This window comes from Amycolatopsis jiangsuensis (assembly GCF_014204865.1).
GTDB lineage: Bacteria > Actinomycetota > Actinomycetes > Mycobacteriales > Pseudonocardiaceae > Amycolatopsis > Amycolatopsis jiangsuensis.
Map to the genome: position 1 here is coordinate 5,511,139 of NZ_JACHMG010000001.1, position 21,600 is coordinate 5,532,738.

The 21,600-nt window shown below is 69.2% G+C and carries 24 protein-coding genes; 10 read left to right on the forward strand and 14 right to left on the reverse strand.

The window, feature by feature from the left end:
- Positions 1 to 72 precede the first annotated feature (72 nt).
- Positions 73 to 924, forward strand: a complete 852-nt coding sequence (locus BJY18_RS24965) for an aminodeoxychorismate lyase (RefSeq protein ID WP_184782393.1) — start codon at positions 73 to 75, stop codon at positions 922 to 924.
- Here BJY18_RS24965 and BJY18_RS24970 read toward each other — a convergent pair.
- From BJY18_RS24970 to BJY18_RS25005, 9 genes are all read right to left on the reverse strand, one after another.
- The gene (locus BJY18_RS24970) at positions 900 to 1,325 is read right to left on the reverse strand and encodes a ParB N-terminal domain-containing protein (protein WP_184782394.1); all 426 of its coding nucleotides are present in this window, start codon (positions 1,323 to 1,325) and stop codon (positions 900 to 902) included. The two genes, BJY18_RS24965 and BJY18_RS24970, sit on opposite strands and share 25 nt — an antisense overlap.
- Positions 1,313 to 2,179 (reverse strand): 5-oxoprolinase subunit C family protein, encoded by an 867-nt coding sequence (locus BJY18_RS24975; protein ID WP_184782395.1) that lies wholly within the window; start codon positions 2,177 to 2,179, stop codon positions 1,313 to 1,315. The genes BJY18_RS24970 and BJY18_RS24975 overlap by 13 nt, the downstream gene beginning before the upstream one ends.
- Before the next feature lie 27 nt (positions 2,180 to 2,206).
- Complete coding sequence (locus tag BJY18_RS24980) at positions 2,207 to 2,821, reverse strand: heme-binding beta-barrel domain-containing protein (RefSeq protein WP_184782396.1); 615 nt, start codon at positions 2,819 to 2,821, stop codon at positions 2,207 to 2,209.
- Positions 2,822 to 3,069: 248 nt separating this feature from the next.
- Entirely contained in the window at positions 3,070 to 3,381 is a 312-nt protein-coding gene (locus BJY18_RS24985; protein WP_184782397.1) for a DUF1416 domain-containing protein, read from the reverse strand.
- Entirely contained in the window at positions 3,381 to 4,217 is an 837-nt protein-coding gene (locus tag BJY18_RS24990) for a sulfurtransferase (protein ID WP_184782398.1), read from the reverse strand. The genes BJY18_RS24985 and BJY18_RS24990 overlap by 1 nt, the downstream gene beginning before the upstream one ends.
- Positions 4,218 to 4,248: 31 nt before the next feature.
- Entirely contained in the window at positions 4,249 to 4,680 is a 432-nt protein-coding gene (locus BJY18_RS24995; RefSeq protein ID WP_184782399.1) for a DUF4395 domain-containing protein, read from the reverse strand.
- 82 nt (positions 4,681 to 4,762) lie between these two features.
- On the reverse strand, positions 4,763 to 4,861 hold the full coding sequence (locus tag BJY18_RS37820; RefSeq protein WP_312873950.1) for a putative leader peptide: 99 nt from the start codon (positions 4,859 to 4,861) through the stop codon (positions 4,763 to 4,765).
- Positions 4,862 to 4,948: 87 nt separating this feature from the next.
- On the reverse strand, positions 4,949 to 5,452 hold the full coding sequence (locus BJY18_RS25000; RefSeq protein WP_184782400.1) for a TlpA family protein disulfide reductase: 504 nt from the start codon (positions 5,450 to 5,452) through the stop codon (positions 4,949 to 4,951).
- 7 nt (positions 5,453 to 5,459) lie between these two features.
- Positions 5,460 to 6,296, reverse strand: coding sequence for an LmeA family phospholipid-binding protein (locus BJY18_RS25005; protein ID WP_312873951.1), 837 nt, complete (start codon positions 6,294 to 6,296; stop codon positions 5,460 to 5,462).
- A 227-nt stretch (positions 6,297 to 6,523) separates the two neighbouring features.
- Between BJY18_RS25005 and BJY18_RS25010 the strand changes: the two genes are divergently transcribed.
- The 6 genes from BJY18_RS25010 (at position 6,524) to pstB (ending at position 12,431) form a co-directional block, all read left to right on the forward strand.
- A complete protein-coding gene (locus BJY18_RS25010; protein ID WP_184782404.1) occupies positions 6,524 to 7,270 on the forward strand; it encodes a response regulator transcription factor in 747 nt (248 codons plus the stop codon).
- Between the two features lie 83 nt (positions 7,271 to 7,353).
- A complete protein-coding gene (mshD, locus tag BJY18_RS25015; RefSeq protein WP_184782406.1) occupies positions 7,354 to 8,253 on the forward strand; it encodes a mycothiol synthase in 900 nt (299 codons plus the stop codon).
- Positions 8,254 to 8,493: 240 nt separating this feature from the next.
- Entirely contained in the window at positions 8,494 to 9,621 is a 1,128-nt protein-coding gene (pstS, locus tag BJY18_RS25020; RefSeq protein ID WP_184782407.1) for a phosphate ABC transporter substrate-binding protein PstS, read from the forward strand.
- 192 nt (positions 9,622 to 9,813) lie between these two features.
- Entirely contained in the window at positions 9,814 to 10,734 is a 921-nt protein-coding gene (gene pstC / locus BJY18_RS25025; RefSeq protein WP_184784826.1) for a phosphate ABC transporter permease subunit PstC, read from the forward strand.
- A gap of 2 nt (positions 10,735 to 10,736) precedes the next feature.
- Positions 10,737 to 11,651, forward strand: a complete 915-nt coding sequence (gene pstA, locus BJY18_RS25030; protein ID WP_184782408.1) for a phosphate ABC transporter permease PstA — start codon at positions 10,737 to 10,739, stop codon at positions 11,649 to 11,651.
- 3 nt (positions 11,652 to 11,654) lie between these two features.
- Positions 11,655 to 12,431 carry a phosphate ABC transporter ATP-binding protein PstB gene (gene pstB / locus BJY18_RS25035; RefSeq protein WP_184782409.1) on the forward strand — a complete coding sequence of 259 codons (777 nt, stop codon included), beginning with the start codon at positions 11,655 to 11,657 and terminating at the stop codon, positions 12,429 to 12,431.
- A 108-nt stretch (positions 12,432 to 12,539) separates the two neighbouring features.
- Here pstB and phoU read toward each other — a convergent pair whose 3' ends face one another.
- From phoU to BJY18_RS25060, 5 genes are all read right to left on the reverse strand, one after another.
- Positions 12,540 to 13,211, reverse strand: coding sequence for a phosphate signaling complex protein PhoU (gene phoU / locus BJY18_RS25040; protein ID WP_184782410.1), 672 nt, complete (start codon positions 13,209 to 13,211; stop codon positions 12,540 to 12,542).
- Positions 13,212 to 13,284: 73 nt separating this feature from the next.
- The gene (locus BJY18_RS25045) at positions 13,285 to 14,682 is read right to left on the reverse strand and encodes an LCP family protein (RefSeq protein WP_184784827.1); all 1,398 of its coding nucleotides are present in this window, start codon (positions 14,680 to 14,682) and stop codon (positions 13,285 to 13,287) included.
- 2,848 nt (positions 14,683 to 17,530) lie between these two features.
- Positions 17,531 to 18,196, reverse strand: a complete 666-nt coding sequence (locus BJY18_RS25050; RefSeq protein ID WP_184784828.1) for a GGDEF domain-containing protein — start codon at positions 18,194 to 18,196, stop codon at positions 17,531 to 17,533.
- Between the two features lie 114 nt (positions 18,197 to 18,310).
- On the reverse strand, positions 18,311 to 18,868 hold the full coding sequence (gene idi, locus BJY18_RS25055; RefSeq protein WP_184782411.1) for an isopentenyl-diphosphate Delta-isomerase: 558 nt from the start codon (positions 18,866 to 18,868) through the stop codon (positions 18,311 to 18,313).
- A 257-nt stretch (positions 18,869 to 19,125) separates the two neighbouring features.
- On the reverse strand, positions 19,126 to 19,959 hold the full coding sequence (locus BJY18_RS25060; RefSeq protein ID WP_184782412.1) for an alpha/beta fold hydrolase: 834 nt from the start codon (positions 19,957 to 19,959) through the stop codon (positions 19,126 to 19,128).
- A 338-nt stretch (positions 19,960 to 20,297) separates the two neighbouring features.
- On the opposite strand from BJY18_RS25060, the gene BJY18_RS25065 reads away from it, so the two are divergent.
- The 3 genes from BJY18_RS25065 (at position 20,298) to BJY18_RS25075 (ending at position 21,593) form a co-directional block, all read left to right on the forward strand.
- Entirely contained in the window at positions 20,298 to 20,636 is a 339-nt protein-coding gene (locus BJY18_RS25065) for a WXG100 family type VII secretion target (RefSeq protein ID WP_184782413.1), read from the forward strand.
- Positions 20,637 to 20,669: 33 nt separating this feature from the next.
- A complete protein-coding gene (locus tag BJY18_RS25070) occupies positions 20,670 to 20,969 on the forward strand; it encodes a WXG100 family type VII secretion target (protein WP_184782414.1) in 300 nt (99 codons plus the stop codon).
- 72 nt (positions 20,970 to 21,041) lie between these two features.
- On the forward strand, positions 21,042 to 21,593 hold the full coding sequence (locus BJY18_RS25075) for a WXG100 family type VII secretion target (RefSeq protein ID WP_184782415.1): 552 nt from the start codon (positions 21,042 to 21,044) through the stop codon (positions 21,591 to 21,593).
- The last annotated feature ends 7 nt before the right edge of the window (positions 21,594 to 21,600 follow it).

Consider the following 21,600-nt stretch of genomic DNA (forward strand, 5'->3'; position numbering starts at 1 on the left):
CCTATCTCCGCTTCGCGCGAGCGCTCGCTTCCGCGAGGTAAACGATTTTCCCGGGTGAGTACCGTGAGGCGCATGCGCGTGCTTGCCTTCCTCGACGGATCCCTTGCCGACTCCGGAGCCGCCCACCTGCGGGTGGACGACCTCGGTCTGCTGCGTGGAGACGGGGTGTTCGAGACCATCCTCGTGGCGGACAAGAAGCCGCGGGAACTGCGCCCGCACCTCGACCGGCTCGCCCGTTCCGCGGCGATGCTGGACCTGCCGGCGCCCGACCTGGCCGGCTTCGAACGCGCTGCCCGTGCGGTGATCGACGGATGGCAGGGCGGCAGGGAAATCGCGCTGAAGCTCGTGTACACGCGAGGGGTCGACGGCGATCCGGCGGGCACGCCGACGGCGTTCGCGCTGGGCGTGGAAGTTGACGCGAAGGTGTTGCGGGCACGCGAGGACGGCGTGTCCGTGGTGACGCTGGAGCGTGGCTTCGGCCCGGACGTCGCCGAGCACGCGCCATGGTTGCTGCTGGGCTCGAAGTCGATCTCCTACGCGGTGAACATGGCCGCGTTGCGAGAAGCGGCGCGGCGCGGTGCGCAGGACGTTATTTTCACGGCCACGGACGGATCCGTGCTGGAAGGCCCGACGTCCACCGTGATACTGGCCAAGGACCGCACGCTCTACACGCCGCCGTCCACCATCGGCATCCTGCCCGGCACCACGCAGTACGCGCTGTTCCGCGGTGCGGAGAAGGCGGGCTGGAACGTGAAGGTGGAACCGCTCGCGGCCACCGACCTGGCCCGTGGCGACGGGGTATTCCTGGCCTCTTCGGTCCGGCTGGTCACCCGCGTGCACACGCTCGACGGCGTGGCGCTGCCCGATTCGACCGCCGTGCACCAGGAGTTGGCCGCGATCTACGAGTCCGAGTACTCGGGCTGAGCCGCGCTGATCCGCACCACCGACGCCGGCACGCCTTCCGCCCGGTAGGCGGTGATCTTGTGGTGACCGTCGAGCAGCAGCGCGCGGGCACCGGACAGCACGATCGCCACCGGCAGGTGGCCGGACCGGATCGCGGCGCGATAGTAGGTCACGCGTGCGTGGTCGTGCTCCGGCCACTCGGTGGCCGGCACGAGAGCGGCGGCCTCGGTCAGCCGCTCCGGCCCGTTCACCCGGTAGTCGCCGTCCACGAGCAGCGCCAGCACCGCACGCAGCGTGTCCGCCAGCGGACGCCGCAGCTGACCGGTGGCCAGCGCGATGCGCAGCGACTGCGGCAGCTCCACGCGTCCGCCGGTGTTCAGCTCCAGGAAACCCGCGCCACCGGTGATCGTTACCCGTTCCACACCCGGAAGGACGGCTGGAAGCGCAGCAAGGTTCCGGGACGGACCTGGGCGAGTGCGTCGAGTGATTTCCGTCTCACCGTCGCCGCCACCGGATACCCGCCGGTCGTCGGATGGTCGGCGAGGAACACGATCGGCTGACCGTCGGGCGGGACCTGGATCGCGCCGGTCACGATGCCCTCGCTCGGCAGCTCGCCGGTGCGAGCGCGGCGCAGCGGCGGCCCGTCGAGGCGGAGGCCGACGCGATTGACCTCGGCGGTGACCGTCCACCAGCAGCCGAGCCCGGCCGCGGCGTCGGCGAGCCAGTCGTCCCGTGGTCCCAGCAGAACCGGCACGACGAGCTCGGCCGGGGCGGACGCGGGAGGCACGACGTCGGCTCCGGCAGGCAGCCCCGTCGCCGAGCCGAGCGGGACCGTCATGCCCGGTTCGAGCGGCACCGGCCCGAGGCCCGAGAGCACGTCCCGCGAACGGCTGCCCAGCACCGGCTCCACGGCCAGGCCCCCGGACACCGCGAGATAGCAGCGCAGCCCGGTCGACGGCGTGCCGATGGTGAGCCGCTGTCCTGCCCGCAGCGGCACGGGCACGTGTGAGCCGACCTCGCGACCGTCCACAGTGACCGGTACGGACGGTCCGGTCACCGCCGCCGTGCATGATTCCGTCGCCCGCACCTCCAGGCCGCCGAGCACGGTTTCGACCCCGGCCGCGTCCTCGGAGTTGCCGGCCAGCCGGTTCGCCAGCCGCAACGCCGCGGCGTCCAGTGCGCCGGAGGGCGGCACTCCCAGGTGTGCGTACCCGGGGCGGCCGAGGTCCTGGACGAGCGCGAGCGGACCGGTCGCAACGATCTCCAGCGCCCGCATGATCCGCTCCGCCGGCGGCTGTGGGCCTCAGCCCACCACACGACGCAACAGCGCCGAGGCGTGCGGCTGCATCTCCTGGCCCATCATCGCGCGCTCCTCGACGTAGCCGAGGTCGCCGTTGATCAGGCCGTAGAGTCGCCGGGCACCGGTGACGTCCTTGGCCGTCGCGGAGCGGATGACCGCGTCCGTGCCCAGCTCCCAGGACGTCTGGTTGCGTGGTTTGCCGTAGAACAGTTCGACGACGCCCGAGCTGTGGGTGAGCAGCAGCTCCAGCGTGTCGTCCTCCTGCGGCCGCCAGAACCCCGACTCGCGGGCGGCCGGGCGCAGCACGCTGCCGTCCTCGTTCAGCAGCCACGAACGTGCCTCGTGGACGACGAACGGGCGGCCGTCGTGGGACACGGTGAGCTGCTGCGCGAACTTGATCGGCCCGTCGATGGTCGGGTACGAGATCTCGCCCTCGCCGCGCCAGACGCCGACCAGCGGAAGCAGCGCCAGGCAGGCGTCGTTCAGGTTCTCGCCCTCGCGCAGGTTGGCCGTGTCGTTCGGAATCGGGAGGTCGTCCCACAACGGCAGGTTGCGCTCGCGCGTGCTCGCCGCGCGTTCCTCGGCCGCCGCGATGGCCTCGTCGCCACTCGTGGTCATGCCGCTCAGCGTTGCTCGGCGTACAGCCGGTAGACGACGTAGACCGCGAACCACACGATCGCGATACCCGCGAGGATCAGCAGAATCGTAAACAGGGTCTCCACGTCCAGCAGAATAGTCGGCCCGCCGTCGTCCGGCCCCGCGCGGGCCACCTCCGGTGAGCACAGTCACCACCCTGAACGCCGTGAAGGCCCCTTCGACGGAACCGGATTCCGTCGAAGGGGCCTTCACGCCCGTCGAATGGCGGGTCAGGCGACCGAAATCGCCAGCTGGTGCAGACCCGGACCGGCCGCGGTGACTGAGGCTTCGCCGTTGCCCGTGCGGTGCAGCGCGCGCACCGTCCACGAGCCCGCCGCCGCGTAGAAGCGGAAATCGCCGTCGTCGGAGGAGACCACCTCGCCGGCGAAGTCGCCGCCGCCGTCGAGCAGGCGGACGAACGCGCCGCCCACCGGTCCCGCGGTGCCGGTCACCTTGCCGGCCAGCACGACCTGACCGTTGGTGTCGAAGTCCGCCGGGGTCGCCTCCTGGACCGGAGCGCCGCAGCCGTCGTCGGCCGCCATCACTTCGCTCCCAGCTCGACCGGCACGCCGACCAGCGAGCCGTACTCGGTCCAGGAACCGTCGTAGTTCTTCACGTCGGAGTAGCCGAGCAGCTCGTGCAGCGCGAACCACGCGATCGACGAGCGCTCACCGATGCGGCAGTAGGCGATGGTCGCCTTCGACTCGTCGATGCCCGCCTCGGCGTACAGCTCCTTGATCTCGTCCTCGGACTTGAAGGTGCCGTCCTCGTTGGCCACCTTCGCCCACGGCACGTTCAGCGCGCCCGGGATGTGGCCGGGCACCTGCGCGACCTCCTGCGGAAGGTGCGCCGGGGCGAGCAGCTTGCCGGCGAACTCGTCCGGCGAACGCACGTCCACGTAGTTCTTCGCGCCGATGGACTGCACGACCTCGTCGCGGAACGCGCGGATCGAGGTGTCCGGCTCCTTCGCCCGGTACTGCGTGGCGTCGCGCTTGACCTCGTCGGAGTTCAGCTCACGGCCGTCGAGCTCCCACTTCTTGCGGCCGCCGTCGAGCAGCTGCACGTTCTGGTGGCCGTAGAGCTTGAAGTACCAGTAGGCGTAGGCGGCGAACCAGTTGTTGTTGCCGCCGTAGAGGATCACCCGGTCGTCGTTGGAGATGCCCTTCTCCGACAGCAGCTTTTCGAAGTCCTCCTTGCTGACGAAGTCGCGGCGCACCTTGTCCTGCAGGTCGTTGCGCCAGTCGAGCTTCACCGCACCGCGGATGTGCCCGGTGTCGTAGGCGGTGGTGTCCTCGTCGACCTCGGCGAACACCACACCGGGGGTGTCCAGGTTCTCCTCGGCCCACTGGGTGGTGACCAGGACGTCTTCACGGCTCATGGAGCGAACTCTCTTTCTGGGGGATGGTTTTCTACGAGGCCCGGGCCGGGCTGAAACGCTTGATCAGCAGGTACATCTCGCAGCCGAGGCAGAAGTCGAACGCCGCGTTGAGAAAGGCCGCGAACAACGCGAACGCGGTCGCCACGATGCCCAGCGTGCTCACGCCCGCGACGAAGCCGATCGTGCCGATCAACGCGAACACGAAGCCGACCGCCTGCGCGAACCGCAGCGGGGCGGCGTCCTCGCGCTCACCCGGCGGGCCCAGCCGCGGCGCGACGAGCAGCCGGTAGACCACCGAGTACGGCGCCGGCTTGAGCCCGATGAAAGCGCCGATCGCGAACACCACGGTCTGCAGCGCGAGCAGCGGCCACCACTGCGTCACGAGCACCACGGCGAGCACCACCGTGGTCACGATCGCGGCGAACCTGGGACCACGCGGGTCGACGGCCGGTCCGGCGGACATGGTTCCTCCTGCTTGGTGCGAGGGGAATCGGTGCGAGGGAAGAGCACGCGGGGAAACGCGAAGGCGAGGCGCGAGACGTGCTTCAGCGCCGGCCGGTGAACCGCGGACACAAGCTGCTGCGCACGCGGCACAGATCCACCGCGCGGCGCTGCGTCAGGAGGGTGATGGGCAGCTCGTCCACAGCACGCAGGGTACCCAGTCTTCCCTCACTGCGGGAACCTGGTTCATACCTTGGGACGAGTTCCGGATCCTGGGAAACAACCCCGGCTCAGCCGGTGGCCGCGAGGTGCGGACGCAGGGCTTCCAGCAGCTCAGGCCCCTTGGGCAGGCCGCCGACCCGCAGCAGCTCGCGGCCGTCCGGGGTCAGCGCGAGGGTGGTCGGGGTCCGCAGCACGGAAAGCGCCTGCGCGACCTCCGGCTGGTTCGTGACGTCGAGGTCCACGTGCCGCAACCCCGGGGTTTTGTCCGCCAGCGCGGACAGCAGCGCCCGCGTGTGCCGGCAGGGAGCGCAGAACGTGGTGGAGATCTGCACCAGCGTGACGGCCGCCCCCGCGTCGAGCACCTCGGCGACGGGAGCGGGCAAGTGCGCAGCGGCCGACCGGCCGGCACGGTCCGCGGTGGTGGACGCGGCAACGGGTGTCTCCGTGTCTTCGCCGGCCCCCGTATGCGCGGCCCGCTTGGCCGGGCGGATCCGGCCGTCGCGTGACTTCAGCAGGAAACCGGCCGCCAGCGCGACGACCAGTACCGCCAGCAGGACCCAAAATCCGACCACCGGGTACTCACCCCTTCGGTGTCTTCGTGACCGACAGGTCGGCGAAGCTCACGCCGGTCGCCTTGCCCTTGATCGTCACCGAGCCGCTGTCCACGCGCACCGCGGTCGGGGTGACCGAGAGCGGCAGCGTGCTGGTGTCGATCGTGGCGCGGAAGTTCGGCAGCAACGCCTTCTGCACAGCGTCTGGAACAGTCGTGGTCGACTGGTCATTCCCGAACTGCAGACGGTGCGGCACGATCGAGATGCTCTTGCCCTCGAGCTGGATCAGCGCGAAGCAGAAGATCTCCACCTTCTGCCCGGCCACCTGCACGTCGCCGGAGATGCGCATTCCGGCGGTGGTGTCGTCGGCAGGCTCGCCCGCCTCGTCGGTCGGCGTCGGATCGGGCTGCTTGCCCTCCTCGGTGTCGCCGTACTTCACGTAGGACTGGGTGGACTGGTCGATCTTCAGGTTCTGGATCTTGTCCAGCGGTGAGATCCGGGCGATGTCGGAGGCCTTGATGGTGACCCCGCCGGTGAGCTTGCCGATCTTCACCGACTCCGTCTTCCCGGAGGCGATGTCCGACAGCGGCGCGGTGACGTCCTCCAGTTCCGCGCTCACCCGCACGTCACGCAGGCTCTCGCCGACCGGCACGCCGTCCGCGTAGACCGAGATGTGACTGTAGTCACCGGAGAGTGCCTCGACGAGGAACGGGAAGCCGTGGATGTCCACCGACGGATCGTCGCTCAGGCTCAGCTGCGTACGGGCCCGTTGGGAGATCTCGTGCTCGGCGAAGGCCGCGGCACCGAAATCGGCCCCGACCAGTACGAGCACCACCACGCCGAGGGCGATGACCCAGCGGCGCACCCGGCGTCCGCGGCGGCTGGTTCCCGGCCGGGTCGCCGGTCGGTCGCCTTGCGTCGCGGGCCCTCTGCTCACCATCGCGGGGGTACTCCTGTTCGTCGGCGGGGCGCTTCGCCCAGGTGTGATCGATCCAGCACGAGCTAGGTTCCAGGCCCGTTAACCCGCTATTCTCACTCAGCACCGACCGGCGCCACGTTCGAGGCGGCGAAACTGTGAAGGCGGTGCGGCTGATGAGCCTGGACCTCTTGGTGTTGACTGCGGAAGCTGACGCGACCTCGGTACTCCCCGCTCTCGACCTGCTGCCGCACACGGTACGCGTACGCCCTCCCGAAGTGACCGCCCTGCTCGACGCCGGGCACCGGGACGTGATCCTGCTGGACGCGCGCACTGATCTGGCGTCGGCGAAAAGCCTCTGCCGGCTGCTGAAGGGCGCCGGAGACGACGAGGCCGGCACTCCGGTGATCGCCGTCATCGGGGAGGGCGGCCTGGTGGCGGTCAGCGCGGAATGGCGCGCCGACGACATCCTGCTCCCGACCGCGGGCCCGGCCGAGGCCGACGCGCGGCTGCGGCTGGTCACCACCCGCGACGGTGGCGCCGGGCAGGCGGACACCGAACTGCGCGTCGGTGACCTGGTGATCGACGAGGCCACCTACACCGCGAAGCTGCGCCGCCGCACGCTCGAGCTGACCTACAAGGAGTTCGAGCTGCTGAAGTACCTGGCGCAGCACGCGGGCCGGGTCTTCACCCGCGCCCAGCTGCTGCAGGAGGTCTGGGGTTACGACTTCTTCGGCGGCACCCGCACGGTGGACGTGCACGTCCGGCGCCTGCGCGCGAAACTCGGCCCCGAGCACGAGCAGATGATCGGCACCGTCCGCAACGTCGGCTACAAGTTCGAGCGGCCGGCCAAGGGGGCGAAGCCCGTCGTCCCCGCAGCTCCCGCCGTGCCTGCCGACGCACACGAGCTTTCGCGCCGCTGACGCCTGCCGCTCGCCGGCTCGGCAAGCCGTGACGGACCTCGCTGCGACCCGATCGGCCGGTGCGGTGTGGGTAGGGTCGAGCCGTGATCGAACTGAGCGACTGGACCACGGAACCCTTCCTCGACGAGGTTCGCGAGGTGCTGCGGGCCGCCGAGGCGCAGGACGGTCGTCCGGAGGTCGATCCGGCCGGTCCGTTGCCGCGTGAGTTCGCCGGCGGATGGCACCTGCTCGCCCGCCGCGACGGAGTCCCGGCCGGCTATCTGCACCTGGACGTCGACGGTGATGCGCACGGTCGTCAGGTCGCGGAACTCGTGGTGCGCCCCGGACATCGCCGCCACGGTGTGGGTGCCGCACTCACGCGGGCTCTCGTCGAACGCGCCGCGGCCGGGTTCCGGGTGTGGGCACACGGTGACCATCCCGGCGCGGCCGCCCTCGCCGCGAAGCTGGGGCTCGGCCGGCAGCGTGAGCTCTTGGTCCTGCACGTCGACGCGGACTCCGCGACCTGGCCGGAACCGGTGCTGCGCAACGATATCCGGCTGCGCACGTTCGTGCCCGCGCAGGACGAGGAAGCAGTGATCGCGGTCAACGCGCGCGCTTTCGACTGGCATCCTGAGCAGGGCGCGCTCACCGTCGCCGAACTGCGGGACGAGGAGCGGCAGGCGTGGTTCGACCCGGCGGGCTTCTTCCTGGCCGAGGACGATCGGCAGCGCGTCACCGGTTTCCACTGGACCAAGGTGCACGATCCGGTGGCCGGCCGGTTCGGTGGCGAGCCGGTCGGTGAGGTGTACGTCGTCGGGGTCGATCCGGCCACGCAGGGTGGCGGACTCGGGAAGGCACTGACGCTCGCCGGACTGCGTTACCTCCGGTCCAGGGGGCTACGGCAAGTGATCCTTTACGTCGAGGGCGACAACGCCGCGGCGCTCGCGGTGTACGAGAAGCTCGGGTTCACCCGTTTCGAGACCGACGTTCAGTACGGTCAGTGATCACCGTCGCCAAGACGCCGTGCGCAGTGTTACTTTCTGCGTACTGAGCGATCACGAGAAGGCCACGGCACTCGTTCGGGCGAGTCGCGCTGGTCACAGCCAGTGGCTTGTTCACTTCTCGTTCATCTGACCAAGGGTGACCGTCCACCGGCGCTGCCTAATGTCCGGATTCGGCGCGGTGCGAACCGCCGCCGATCCGGCCCGGATTCCAGCAGGCATCTGCCGAGTGGAGGAAATGCAGTGAAGATCATGCGGCCCCTGGGTGCCGTCGGCGTGGTGGCGAGTGCCGCTCTGGTGCTCGCCGCCTGTGGCTCCGACCCCGCCGCCTCGAACACCAACGCGGCAGCCTCGGGCGCGCCGGCCGCCACCGGTACCGCGCAGGTCGACTGCGGTGGCAAGAGCCCGCTGTCCGGTGAAGGCTCGACGGCGCAGAACAACGCCATCGAAATCTTCAAGCAGCAGTACGGCAAGAAGTGCGACGGCCAGCAGGTCAACTACACCGCGAGCGGTTCCGGCGCCGGGGTCAAGCAGTTCAACGCCAACCAGGTCGACTTCGGCGGTTCGGACTCCCCGGTCACCGAGACCGACCTCGAAGCGGCGACCAAACGCTGTGCCTCCCCCGCCTGGAACATCCCGCTGGTGGTCGGCCCGGTCGCGGTCGGCTACCACCTGTCCGGGGTCGACAAGCTGACGCTGACCCCGACCGTGATCGCGAAGATCTTCAACGGTGGCATCACGAAGTGGAACGACCCGGCGATCAAGGCGGTCAAGGGCAACGAGAGCCTGAACCTGCCGGACAAGCCGATCCAGGTCGTCTCCCGCTCCGACGAGTCGGGCACCACGGACAACTTCCAGAAGTACCTGTCCGCGGCCGCCAAGGACGCGTGGACCCAGGGCGCGGGCAAGAAGTTCAACGGTGGCGTGGGCAACGGCGCGCAGGGCTCGAACGGCGTGGCCAGCACGGTCAAGGGTGCCGACGGCTCGATCACCTACGTGGAGGGCGCGTTCGCCAAGGACGGCGTCACCCCGGCGCTGATCGACAGCGGTTCCGGCGGCGTCGCGCTGTCCTCGGAGAACGTGGCGAAGTCGCTGGACTCGGCGAAGTTCCTGAACGAGGGCACGAACGACCTGGCGCTCGACCTCGACGGGATCTACTCGAGCAATGTGGCAGGCGCCTACCCGCTGCTGCTGACGACCTACGAGATCGTCTGCTCGAAGTACTCGAACCCGGATGTCGCCAAGGCCGTCAAGGCCTTCCTGACGGTGTCCGCGACCCAGGGGCAGCAGCCGCTGTCGGCCAAGGGGTACGTGCCGATCCCGCAGAGCCTGCAGGACAAGGTGCTGACCGCGGTCAAGGCGATCTCCTGACCGAGCGCGAGTAGCCGGAGCGAGTAGATACTGCCAGGAAAGTCGATGAGCGAACCACCCTGGACGCGAACGCCCACCGGCGACACCGGTGGGCGTTCGTCGTCCTCTCGAGCGTTCCCGGAGGATCCGATTTCGGACAACCCAGCCTCGCCGGCGCCCTCCGCGCCGCCCGGGGACACGAAGCCGAAGAAGGTGCGGGCCGGTGACCGCATCTTCCAGAACCTGACCACCGGGTCCGGCATCTTCGTCGTCGCGCTGATCGGCCTGATCGGGATCTTCCTGGTCATCCAGGCCATTCCGGCGCTGCGCGCGAACCACGCGAACTTCCTGTTCAACCACGGCTGGTCGACCAACGACCCGACGAACATGGCGTTCGGCATCGCGGACCTCGCCGAGGTCACCGTCGCGACCTCGGTGGTGGCGCTGATCATCGCGATGCCGATCTCGCTCGGCATCGCGCTCTTCCTGACCCAGTACGCGCCGTCCCGGCTGGCCCGGCCGTTCGCCTACGTGGTGGACCTGCTCGCCGCGGTGCCCTCGATCATCTTCGGTCTCTGGGGCATTCTCGTGTTCGCCCCGGCGATCGAGCCGTTCTCCCAGTGGATCAACGAAACCTTCGCGTGGTTCCCGCTGTTGGCGCCCGGCAACGTCGAGCCGAACGTGCGCGGCACGATCTTCACCGCGGGCATCGTGCTGGCGGTGATGATCCTTCCGATCATCACCTCGCTCTCGCGCGAGGTGTTCCAGCGGACGCCGACCACGCACATCGAGGGCGCGCTGGCGCTCGGCGCCACGCGCTGGGAGGTCATCCGCACCACGGTGCTGCCCTTCGGCAAGGCGGGCTACATCGGCGCGTCGATGCTCGGCCTCGGCCGCGCACTCGGCGAAACCATTGCGCTGGCGGTGATCCTGCTGATCCCGCAGGGGCGCAACTTCGACTGGAGCCTGTTCGACGGCGGCGCGACGTTCGCTTCGAAGATCGCCCAGAACTACAGTGAGTTCAACAATCCCACCTCGGCCGGTGCCTACATCGCGGCCGGTCTCGTGCTGTTCGTGCTGACGTTCCTGGTCAACTTCGCCGCCCGGTCGATCATCGCGAAGAAGGGGGACTGAGCATGTCGACCACGCTCGAACGGCCCGCGGTCACACCCGCCTTCCAGCAGGTCAGCACGAGCCGCAAACTCAAGAACGGCTTCGCGACCGTGCTCGTGTGGCTGTCCTTCCTGATCGCGGTGGTCCCACTGGTGTGGGTGCTGTACACGGTGATCGCGAACGGCATCAAGCGCCTGCCCTACACCAACTGGTGGAGCGAGGACTTCGGTTCGGTGCTGCCGGACGAGGTCGGCGGCGGGGTGCTGCACGCGGTCATCGGAACCCTGCTGCAGGGCCTGGTGTGCGCGGTGATCGCGGTACCGATCGGCATGCTGGTGGCGATCTACCTCGTGGAGTACGGCCGGGGCAAACTCGCCCGGCTCACCACGTTCATGGTGGACATCCTCTCCGGCGTTCCGTCCATTGTGGCCGCTCTGTTCATCTACGCGCTGTGGATCACCACGCTCGGCCTGCCGCGCAGCGGCTTCGCCGTGTCGCTGGCGCTGGTGCTGCTGATGATCCCGGTGGTCGTGCGGTCGGCGGAGGAAATGCTGCGGATCGTGCCGGACGATCTGCGGGAGGCCTCCTACGCGCTGGGCGTGCCGAAGTGGAAGACGATCATGAAGATCGTGCTGCCCACCGCGTTGTCCGGCATCATCGGCGGCATCATGATGGCGCTCGCCAGGGTGATGGGCGAGACCGCGCCACTGCTGGTGCTCGTGGGCTACTCCGCCTACACGAACTGGAACATCTTCGACGGCGAGCAGGCCGCGCTTCCGTTGGTGATGAACAACGAACGCGCCACCAACTCGATGGACCCCGGCAGCGTCGGCTTCGACCGGATCTGGGGCGCGGCGCTCACGCTGGTGCTCATCATCGCGTTGATCAACCTGCTCGCCACGGTCTTTTCCCGCCTCGTCGCCCCGAAGAAGAAGTGAGTCATGGCCAAGCGAATCGACGTCAAGGACCTGGACATCTACTACGGCAAGTTCCACGCCGTGGACAGCGTCACGCTGGACGTCCCGCCGCGGAACGTGACCGCGTTCATCGGCCCGTCCGGCTGCGGCAAGTCGACCGTGCTGCGCACCCTGAACCGGATGCACGAGGTCATCCCCGGTGCCAGGGTGGACGGTCAGGTGCTGCTCGACGGTGAGGACATCTACTCGTCCACTGTGGACCCGGTACAGGTGCGCCGGACCATCGGCATGGTGTTCCAGCGGCCCAATCCGTTCCCGACGATGTCCATCAAGGACAACGTGGTGGCCGGACTTCGTCTCGGCGGCACGAAGAACCGCAAGCAGCTCGACGAGGTCGCCGAACGCGCACTGCGTGGCGCGAACCTGTGGAACGAGGTCAAGGACCGGCTGACCAAGCCCGGTGGTGGCCTTTCCGGCGGTCAGCAGCAGCGGCTGTGCATTGCCCGCGCGATCGCGGTGCAGCCGGACGTGCTGCTCATGGACGAACCGTGTTCCGCGCTCGACCCGATCTCCACCCTCGCCATCGAGGACCTGATCGGTGAGCTGAAGAAGGAGTACACGATCGTCATCGTGACGCACAACATGCAGCAGGCGGCCCGGGTTTCGGACCAGACGGCGTTCTTCAACCTGGCCGGCGTCGGCCAGCCGGGCCGGCTGATCGAGCTGAACGACACCGAGCGGATCTTCTCCAACCCGGACGAGAAGGCGACCGAGGACTACATCTCCGGCCGCTTCGGCTGATCGGCCTCGGGAGTGCCCAGGCCGGTTCTCCCCGGCCTGGGCACTTTCTGCCGGCGGGCATGGAAAAGCCGCCACCCCCTGGTTCGGGATGGCGGCTTTTCGGCTGCTTCAGACGGTGAGGTCCTCGTCCGAACCGTAGCCCGGCATCCGGCCGGTGACCACGAAGATCATCCGCTTCGCCACGGACACCGCGTGGTCGGCGTAGCGTTCGTAGAAGCGTCCGAGCAGCGTGACGTCGACCGCGGTGGCGACGCCGTGCGGCCATTCGCGGTCCATCAGCACGGTGAACAGGTGCCGGTGGATGTCGTCGACCTGGTCGTCGCTGGCCTCGAGGTCCTTGGCCGCGGACACGTCCTTGGTCTGGATGACCTGCTCGGCCTGCCGCGCCAGCTTCACGGCGGCCTCGCCCATTTCGGCGAAGTACGGCTTCACCGAATCCGGCAGCACCGGCTCCGGGTGCCGGCGGCGGGCCGCCTTGGCCACGTGCAGGGCGAGATCACCCATGCGCTCCAGGCTTTCCGCCGCGTGGATGGCGGCGAGCACAGTGCGCAGGTCGGTGGCGACCGGCGCCTGCAGCGCGAGCAACGCGTACGCCTGCTCCTCGCTTTCGGCGCGCGCGTCGTCGACCTTCGCGTCGTCGCTGATCACCTGCTCGGCGAGGCCGAGGTCGACTTCGAGCAACGCGGTCGTCGCACGCTCCATGGCATCGGCCACCTGTGCCGACATCGCGGCCAGGTTCTGGGCGAGCTGATCGAGTTCGACATGGTAGGCCTCACGCATGCCCTCAGCCTACGGCCTGAGCAGCGCGAATACCGCATCGCCGGATGAACCGCACGTGAACCCGGTCTGACGATCAGCCCGCGGAGTCGTTCGCCGACGCGGATTTCGAGCTGTGCGTGCTGTTGCCGGCCTGGTCGGCGGTGGAGGACGGTCCGGGCACGGCCTTGTCCGAGGGCAGCGGGGTGTTGTCGCGCAGTGCGTCGAAGAGTTTCTCGGTGTTCGACTCGACGAGGACCTCGTTGCCGCGCTTGTTGGGCAGCCCGACGGTCGGCACCGTCGTGAAGGTGATCCGGCCAGGGTCGAGGCCGCGCATCGACTGGGCGAGCGTCATCATCTGCTGCACGCCGAGGTTGTCGCCGAAGGTTGCGCGCGCGAACGCGGTGATGAAGCCGGACAGCTTGCCCGGATCGAGCACCACGTCCGAGGACATCACCTTTTTCAGCAACGCGCCGATGAATTCCTGCTGCCGCTTGATCCGGCCGTAGTCGGAGGTGGGATCGCCCTTCACGTGCCGGGCCCGCACGTAGCTCAGTGCCTGGTCGCCGGAGATGGTCACGTCGCCGGTCTCCATCAGCACCTTGCCGAGGGTGGTGTCGTCGATCGGCTGTTCATTGTGGACGGTCACGCCGTGCACCGCGTCGACCATGCCCTTGAAGCCGTTGAAGTCGATGCCGATGAAGTGGTTGATGCGCAGTCCGGTGATCTTCTGGATCACCTTGGTCACGCACTGCGGCCCGCCGACCGCGTACGCGGTGTTCAGCTTGGCGATCTTCTGCTCCGGCGAGATGTCGTCGGTGGTCGCGGATTTCTTCGGATCCCAGCGGTTGCAGGCTGGCCGGTCGATTTCCAGGTCGCGCGGGAAGGAGACGACCACGACGCGTTTCCGGTCCGCGGGCACGTGCGCGACCATGATCGTGTCCGAACGCGCCCCCGGGGTGCTTTCCGAGGTGCCGGCGCCCTCCTCCGCGGAGGCGCCGTCGCGGGTGTCCGAGCCGACCATCAGGAAGTTCTCGTCGTTGGCCTGCGCGTCGGCGTTCTGGATGTCGGCGGAGTTCTCGTCCAGTGCGGAAACCTCGGTGAACTTGGCGTCGAACCAGTTGACCGCACCCCAGGCGATCCCGGTACCGAGGAAGATCAGCGCGGCGACCACGATCAGCGCGATCCGGCCGATCCGGATGCTGCGTTCGGTGTGCCGCTGCTTCTTTTCCTGCAGCCGGGTCTGCGGTGGGTCCTCGGCTTTTTCGGCCTTTTCAATCTTTTCGGCGGCCCCCGGTGCCACCACGCGCTGCAGCGCGGTACGCGTCTGCTCCAGCAACGCGACCGGCCGGGACGTGAACCGCTCCAGCCGCTCCCGCCGCTTGGCCTCTTCGGCCGCGGCGTCGTCGTGGGCGGCGGAGAAGCGCGCGAGACTGTGGTCGATCTTGCGCCGGTACTGCGTCGCCTCGTCGATCGCCTCCATCTCGTCGGTCATGGTGAGCCGATCCTGCTCGCCACGCGCCGACGCGGGCCGCTTCGGCGACCGCCGCTTCCCCGGTACCGCGCCGACCTGGGTACGGTCCCCCGCCGCCGCGGTCAGCTGCGTGCGCTCGGCGTCCGGCGCGGGGGTGAGATGGGTGCGGTCCGCGTTGGGCGCGGGGGTGAGCTGGGTGCGCTCGGCGTCGGCCGGTGCCCGCTCGGACTTCCCGCCGGGTCCCCGGGGACGCTCACCGTTCGGCGCCGGGGTGAGCTGCGTGCGCTCGGCGTCGGCCTGGGGTCGCTCGGGCTGCACGCCCGGCCGGAGCCGCGTCTGGCCGTTGCGACCTGGTGCGAGGTCGTTGCCGTGGCCGTTCGCCCCTGGCGCGAACTGTGCCCGCTCGCCGTTCGGCCCGGGTGCGGGCTGTGGCTGCTCACCGTTCAGCCCTGGCGCGGGCTGCGGGCGCCCGCCGTTCGGGCCGGGTGCGGGGTGCGCGTGCTCGACGTCGGACTCGGGTGGGAACGGCCGTGGCGGGGCAGCGGGCCGTCGACGTCCACGACCGGACCGAGGTGCCATCGCAGCGGCGATCTGCGTGCGCTCGGCCTCCGGAACTTCCGCGGACGGTTCACCGTCGGCTGGCCGGCCACGAGCGGTTCCCTCAACGGCCGTCCCTCCTTCCGGAGCACGACCACGGGGCATACGACGCCGTCCGGCGCCTCCGTTCGGGAACGGCGCCCCGGCGCGGATTCCGGGAGCGGGCGAGCCGTCGTTCGGCCGCTGCCCGTCGGGTGGTCCGTCGCCGGAGTCGCGCGGTCCAGGCGGCAGCCCCCCGTCGCCAGGCCGCCGAGGCTCCGGCGGCAACGCTCCGCGACCCGGCCCGCGCCGAGGCCGCGGTGGTACAGCACCGTTCAGCGTCCGGTCCCGCGGAGCGAAACCCTCGGGCGGAGCCGGAACACCACCGTCAGGCTCGGCGGCGTCCCCGACACCGGAACGGCCCGGTGCCTCCCCCTCGGGCCGGCCACCACGCGAGGGCCCCGCCAACCCAGGCCTGTCCGACTCCGGCCCACCGCCCGCGGCCTGGCCGGTCACCGGACGTTCGGCGTTCGCGGTCCGGCCGGTCACCGGATGTCCCCCACCCGCTGTCCGGCCGGTCACCGGATGTCCCCCACCCGCTGTCCGGCCGGCCACCGGATGTCCCTCACCCGGGTCTAGGCCGGTCACGGAATGTTCTCCGCCCGCCGCCCCGGCTTCCCCTTGCCTGGCGCGCATCCGCCCGCGGCCCTCATCCCGCGGCGAAATCGGCCCGTCCGGACCTGGCCTACCGGGACGAGCAGCGGGCGTGTTCACAGCTTTGTCGACTTCGCCCTGAGTGGCGTCACCCGGACCAGGACGTCCTGGCGCAGGCCCGAACTGTCCTTGCCCTGCTTCGGCGGGACCGTAGGGGCCGAAAGCACCGTTCGCCGGACGATCGGCCACGAGACCACGGGGACCCGGCCTTCCGGGAACGCCGCCACCGGCCCCGGGACGGTCGGAACTGCCGGCGTCGGGACCGTGGTGAGTGGGCGCGGGGTCGGCGGGACCGTGCTGGCCGTGTGCACCGGTGTCGGGACTGTGGTGGCCGTGGGTGGCGGCGTCGGGACCGTGGTGACCCTGGGCGCGGGCGTCAGGACCGTGCTGGCCGTGTGTGGTGTCGGTGGGGCCGTGCCATCCCGCTGGGGGATTGACCGGGCCGGGGTGGCTGGAAGCCGGAGCCGGGTCGTTGACCCCGGACGTTGCGGGGACGCCGGGTACCGAGCCGCCCGCCGGGAACGCGGCGGGCGGGGAGTGCAAGCGGGAGCCGGCGGCGGGCGGTGACGGTTCGGTATGCCGGGACGCGCGCGACGACCGCGGGCCTCCTGCGTGACTGGAAGGCTCGTCTTCGGGGGGAGCCGTTTCCTCCGGTGCTGCGTGGTGGGCGCCTTGCGGAGGACCCGCGGTCCCGTCCGCGCCGGAATCGGCTGCGTGTGCGCCCGGGAAGAGGCCCGGCTCGCTGTCGGAAACACGGGTTTCCGCAGCGTGCGAACCGGTCGCCGCCGTGCGGGATTCGCCTGCGTGGCCGTGGACGTCCCGGCTGTGAGCCCCGGATCCACCAGACCGGTCGCGGTCGGCGAAGTGCGTGCCGGTGCCATTCGTACCGCGCCCGTACTCTCCGGCGGTGCCGCTCGCGCCGGGGCCGCTGTGGTGCTCGCCGGTGCCGTTCGTACCCCGTCCGCGTCCGTGCTCGACGGCGGCGGGACCGGGGCCAGCCCCGATCCCGTCCTCCCCACGGCGGGTGTCGTTTCCGCTGAAGCCGCGTCCGTTCGGGGCGCGGTCGGTGGTGCCGTTCGGCGGGAGGTCGTGGCCGTTGGCTTCGCGGCCGGTGTCGTTTCCGCTGGTATCCCCGGTGCCGGAGCGGGGCAGGGTGGTCGGTGGTTCGGCGCGCCGGGCGCCGGATTCGCCGTCGAAGGTGGGGCGTTCCCCGGTGTGCCTGGCGAGCACGTCGGACACGCTGATGCCGCCGTGGGTGTCCATCGAACGGCGGCGGCCTCGACGGGACGCGGGATCGGAGTGCTGACCGGTGCCGGGGGTGTTGCGGTCGTCAGGCACTCGGTCTCCTCTCGCACGTCAGGGGCGCCGGTCGGGGCGGCTCGCCTTCGAACCCGGCCTCGGGTGGCCGGGTCTCCCAGGACACGTCGTACCGGGGGAGCTTTTCGTTATCGTACGGATACCCGCCGTTGGTGACGACACCCTGCCGCGAAATTCTTCACCTTGCGTCGATCTGCGGAGCGCGGAAGCGGGCGAACAGGTGAAGATCGGGTTCCGGGAATGGGGCAATTGCGAGTCGAAGTCACTCAGAGTGCGTAATGACCTGTGCGGATTCGCGGTCCCGATAGGCGACCTTGTTGCGTCCGGCGTGCTTGGCGGCGTAGAGGAGATCGTCGGCCCGGTGCAGCTGACGCGGTCCGGAGCCGGTGCCGTGCGCGAGGCCCACGCTGATCGTCACCTGAAGTCCGGGCTGAAGTTCTGACCAGGAGTGACGAGCGATCCGCGCGCGGGCGGCCTCGGCGATCCGCAGCGCGCGCGGCTGCTCCACGCCGGGCAGGACGAGTGCGAATTCCTCACCGCCGTACCGCGCGCAGAACGCCTCCGGCGGCAACCCCTCCTGCAGAAGGTCCGCGACCCGGCAGAGCACGCGGTCGCCGAGGAGGTGACCGTACGTGTCGTTCACCGACTTGAACCGGTCCAGGTCGACGAGCGCGACCGCCAGCCCGCCGGACAGGGGCAGGCCGAGCAGCCGCTGGTCGAGATAACGCCGGTTGTAGCTCGACGTGAGCGGATCGCGCAGGCTGCCTGCCCGCGCGATGTCGAGCGCGGACCGCAGGTGGTGGTAGGCCCGCCGCCAGTCGCCCTGGGTGGCGAACAGGTCCGCGATCGACTCGTGCAGCGCCAGCAGATCCGGCGCGGGGGTCCCCGCCGTGAGCTCGTCTTCCACCGACACACCCACCTCCGCCACCCCTTGGTTGTCGACGTAAAGGTGCGGCTTCTTGAGGTATCGGTACGGGTCAGCACGAATTTCGCTCAAGTGGACGACGAGCTTCCACCGTTGTCACGCAACGGAGTTTTCCGCTCAGAGTCGGGAAAACGGTTTCCGATCCCTGAGCTGCGCGAACTGGTCCCTCGCCCAGTAACTCACGTTTGCCTCAGAATTCTCGAGCAACTGTCCGTAATCGGACCACGGAATCCACCGCCAGTCGCCGACCTCCTCGGGGTTGGGCTCCGGCTCGCGCTCACTCCACGCGACGAACACCGGGCAGAACTCGTTCTCCACGATTCCCTGGTACGGCGGTGTCCGGTACCGGTACTTCGGCAGCACGCACGACAGGTCGGTCAGCACCGGCAGGCCGAGCTCGTAGGTTGCCCGCCGGCGGACCGCGTCCTCCAGCGCCTCGTCCGGCGCGGGGTGACCGCACACGCTGTTCGTCCAGACGTCCGGCCACACCTTCTTGTGTCCGGCGCGTTGCGTGATCAGCAACGCCTGGTCCGAATGGCGCAGGACGTAACAGGAGAACGCGAGGTGCAGTCGCGTCTCGGCGTGGTGGCTGGCGAGCTTCGGTCCGGTCTCCCCGGTGGGCACGCCGTCCTCGGTCACGAACACGACGCGCTCGGTCTCTGTGCTGGTTTCCACGTTCGGCACTGAACACCACTGGCGCGCCGGCCGGTACCGCAGGCCGGGTGGCTGCCCGCGATGTTCGCCGGGCCGGGTGGCGGCGCCCGACGGAGAGTCACCTGACGCCGACGCTGACGAAACGCGCGGCCGTCGAAAACGATGCGATCGAAAAATGGCACGCAAGGAAATGCACTCAGCTCACTGCTGCCGATTCCACCCTACCGCGAACCAGGCGATTTCACCTGCAATAGGCAATCCATTCCGGGCAATCGCGTTCACTGCCCGCCGAGGTGTTCCACGAGCAATGAGGTCACCGCTTCCGGTGCCTCCTCCACGGCCCAGTGCGACACGTCCTCCAGCATTTCGAACCGGTACGGTCCGGTGCACCACTGCTCGGTGGCCAACGCCGCGGTGGATCCGAAAGCGACGTCCTCTGTGGACCACACGTACAGGGCGGGCACCGAGATCCGGCCGATCTTCCCGCCGGGCCTGCCCGCGCGGTACCAGTTCAGCGCGGCGGTCAGTGCGCCCGGTTCGGTGAGCCGCTGCACGTACTCGTCGATCTTGCTGGGCGGGATCCGCCGGTCGAAGATCTCCCGCAGTGCCTTCGCGCCGTCGGCCAGCATCCGCCGCTCGGTGGCGGGGGTCTGCCGCCATTCGGTCATGTACCCCGAACGCAGGTGCTGGTCCTCGTCGGTGCGCAGCGCCTCGGCCAGCGCGCCCGGATGCGGTGTGGACACCACGGTGAGGCTGCGCAGCCGCTGCGGGTGCTCGTCGGCGGTCCACCACGCGACCGCGCCGCCCCAGTCGTGGCCCACCAGGTCGAATCGTTGCCAGCCCAGGGCATCGGCGATGGTGACCACATCGGACACCAGCGAGCCGATGCCGTACTCGGCAGGCCGCTCCGGGCGTACGCCGGGAGAGTAGCCGCGCTGATCCGGTGCCACCGCGCGGTAGCCGAGCACGCCGAGCGTGGCCACCTGGTGCTCCCACTCCACCGCGGCTTCCGGGAAGCCGTGCAGCAGCAGTACCGGTCGGCCGTCCTCGGGTCCGGCGGCGATCGCGTCGAAGGATCCGGCCTCGGTCGGGATGCTCACCTGGTCGATCACATCCAGCACTCTACGACCGGACAACCGTGCCGCTCGCAGTGCCTGCCAGGGCACAGCCACGCGGACAAAGGGGCAACAGTGGGTATGGCCACGTCGGAAACGTCGTCGCAGTTCACGAACACCGGGCGAGGCGGGGTCCGCGCCGTGGTTGCCCCACAACACGCAAGCCGGTGTTCAGAAGGGAACAACGCGGCGACAAGGCCTCGACCGGACACTTACCGTAAGTCCGCAGTCCCCGTCTGCCCTCCGTACCGGCCGAACGAAGGGCATCCGCGGAGACATCGTGCGGCCTGGCCCGCCAGGTCGGCAAACCCCAGTACACGACCAGAGGAGAAAGCGTGGCTTCCAAGGACGGCGCACTCGTCGATACCGACGTCATGCGCAAGGGTGCGCAGACGATCACCGACACCGGGCAGAACATCACGGGGGTGAACCAGAAGGTCGACGCGACCATGCAGTCGCTGTTCAGCACCTGGCGCGCGGACTCCGCGAACGTTTTCAGTGGCGCCATGGGGCAGTTCGACCAGACGGTCCGCAAGATCGTGCAGAAGCTGGACGAGCTCTCGCAGAACGTGCAGGCCTCGGCATCCCAGTACGACGCCCAGGACCAGGACAACACCTCGAACGCCAACAACAACGCCGCCATCATCGGCGGCGGCGGTCTGCAGGGCTTCTGATCCCCCTTCCTTCCCCAACGAAAGGACAACCCCATGGCTTTGGGTCAGTTCCAGATCAGCTTCGCGACGATGCAGGACACCGTCGGGCAGGCCAAGCAGCAGTCCAACCAGATCACCGAGCTGCTTGACCAGATGAAGGCGGTCATCGAAAGCCAGCGTGAAAACTGGACCGGCGTCGCGGCGGACATGTTCCACGAGACCTACAACTTCTGCCACCAGGCCGCGCTCACCCTGCCGCAGGCGCTCGACGCGGCCGCGCAGACCCTCGGTTCGATCAACGAGGGCACCTCGACCACCGAGGGCAACAACGCCAAGCGGTTCGCCGCGAACTGACGTCTTCCTTCTTCTGTGGTGCGGCAACCGTGCCGCACCACAGAAGTGGACCGGAAAGGACGGTGAGAAGTCATGGTGGCGCTGGGTGACAACTCCTACGGTCAGAACAACAACGCTTACGAGGATCCGGAGCCCTCGGAATCCGGGGACTTCAACAGCCCCGGTGACCAGACCCCGCCGGATCCGAGCAACGAGTGGATCCCGCCGGGCGACGTGGGCAAGCCACCGCCGGTCCCGGGTGGCTCGGACACGCCGGGCAAGGGCGTGACCGCGGTCAACACCGAGGCCATGCGGACGTTCGCGAAGAACCTCGAGACCCTGGCCGACGGTCCGATCAAGGACCTGGAGCACAAACTGGACGGTGTTCAGTTGAAGCCCGGGATCTTCCTCACCGCGAACGAGAAGATCTTCCAGCCGATTCTGGGCTCGAACGCGTTGCGGGACACCTCGAAGACCGCGATCCACGATCTGGTCCGGGCGCTCGGTGACATGTCCGAGGCGGTGAACACGGCCGCGAAGGCGTACGAGAACGCCGATGAGGTCAACAAGATGACCGCGGATGAGTACAACGAGTACTTCAACGAGGTCAACGGCCAGATCACCAACGCCGGTCAGAAGCACTGACCGCACG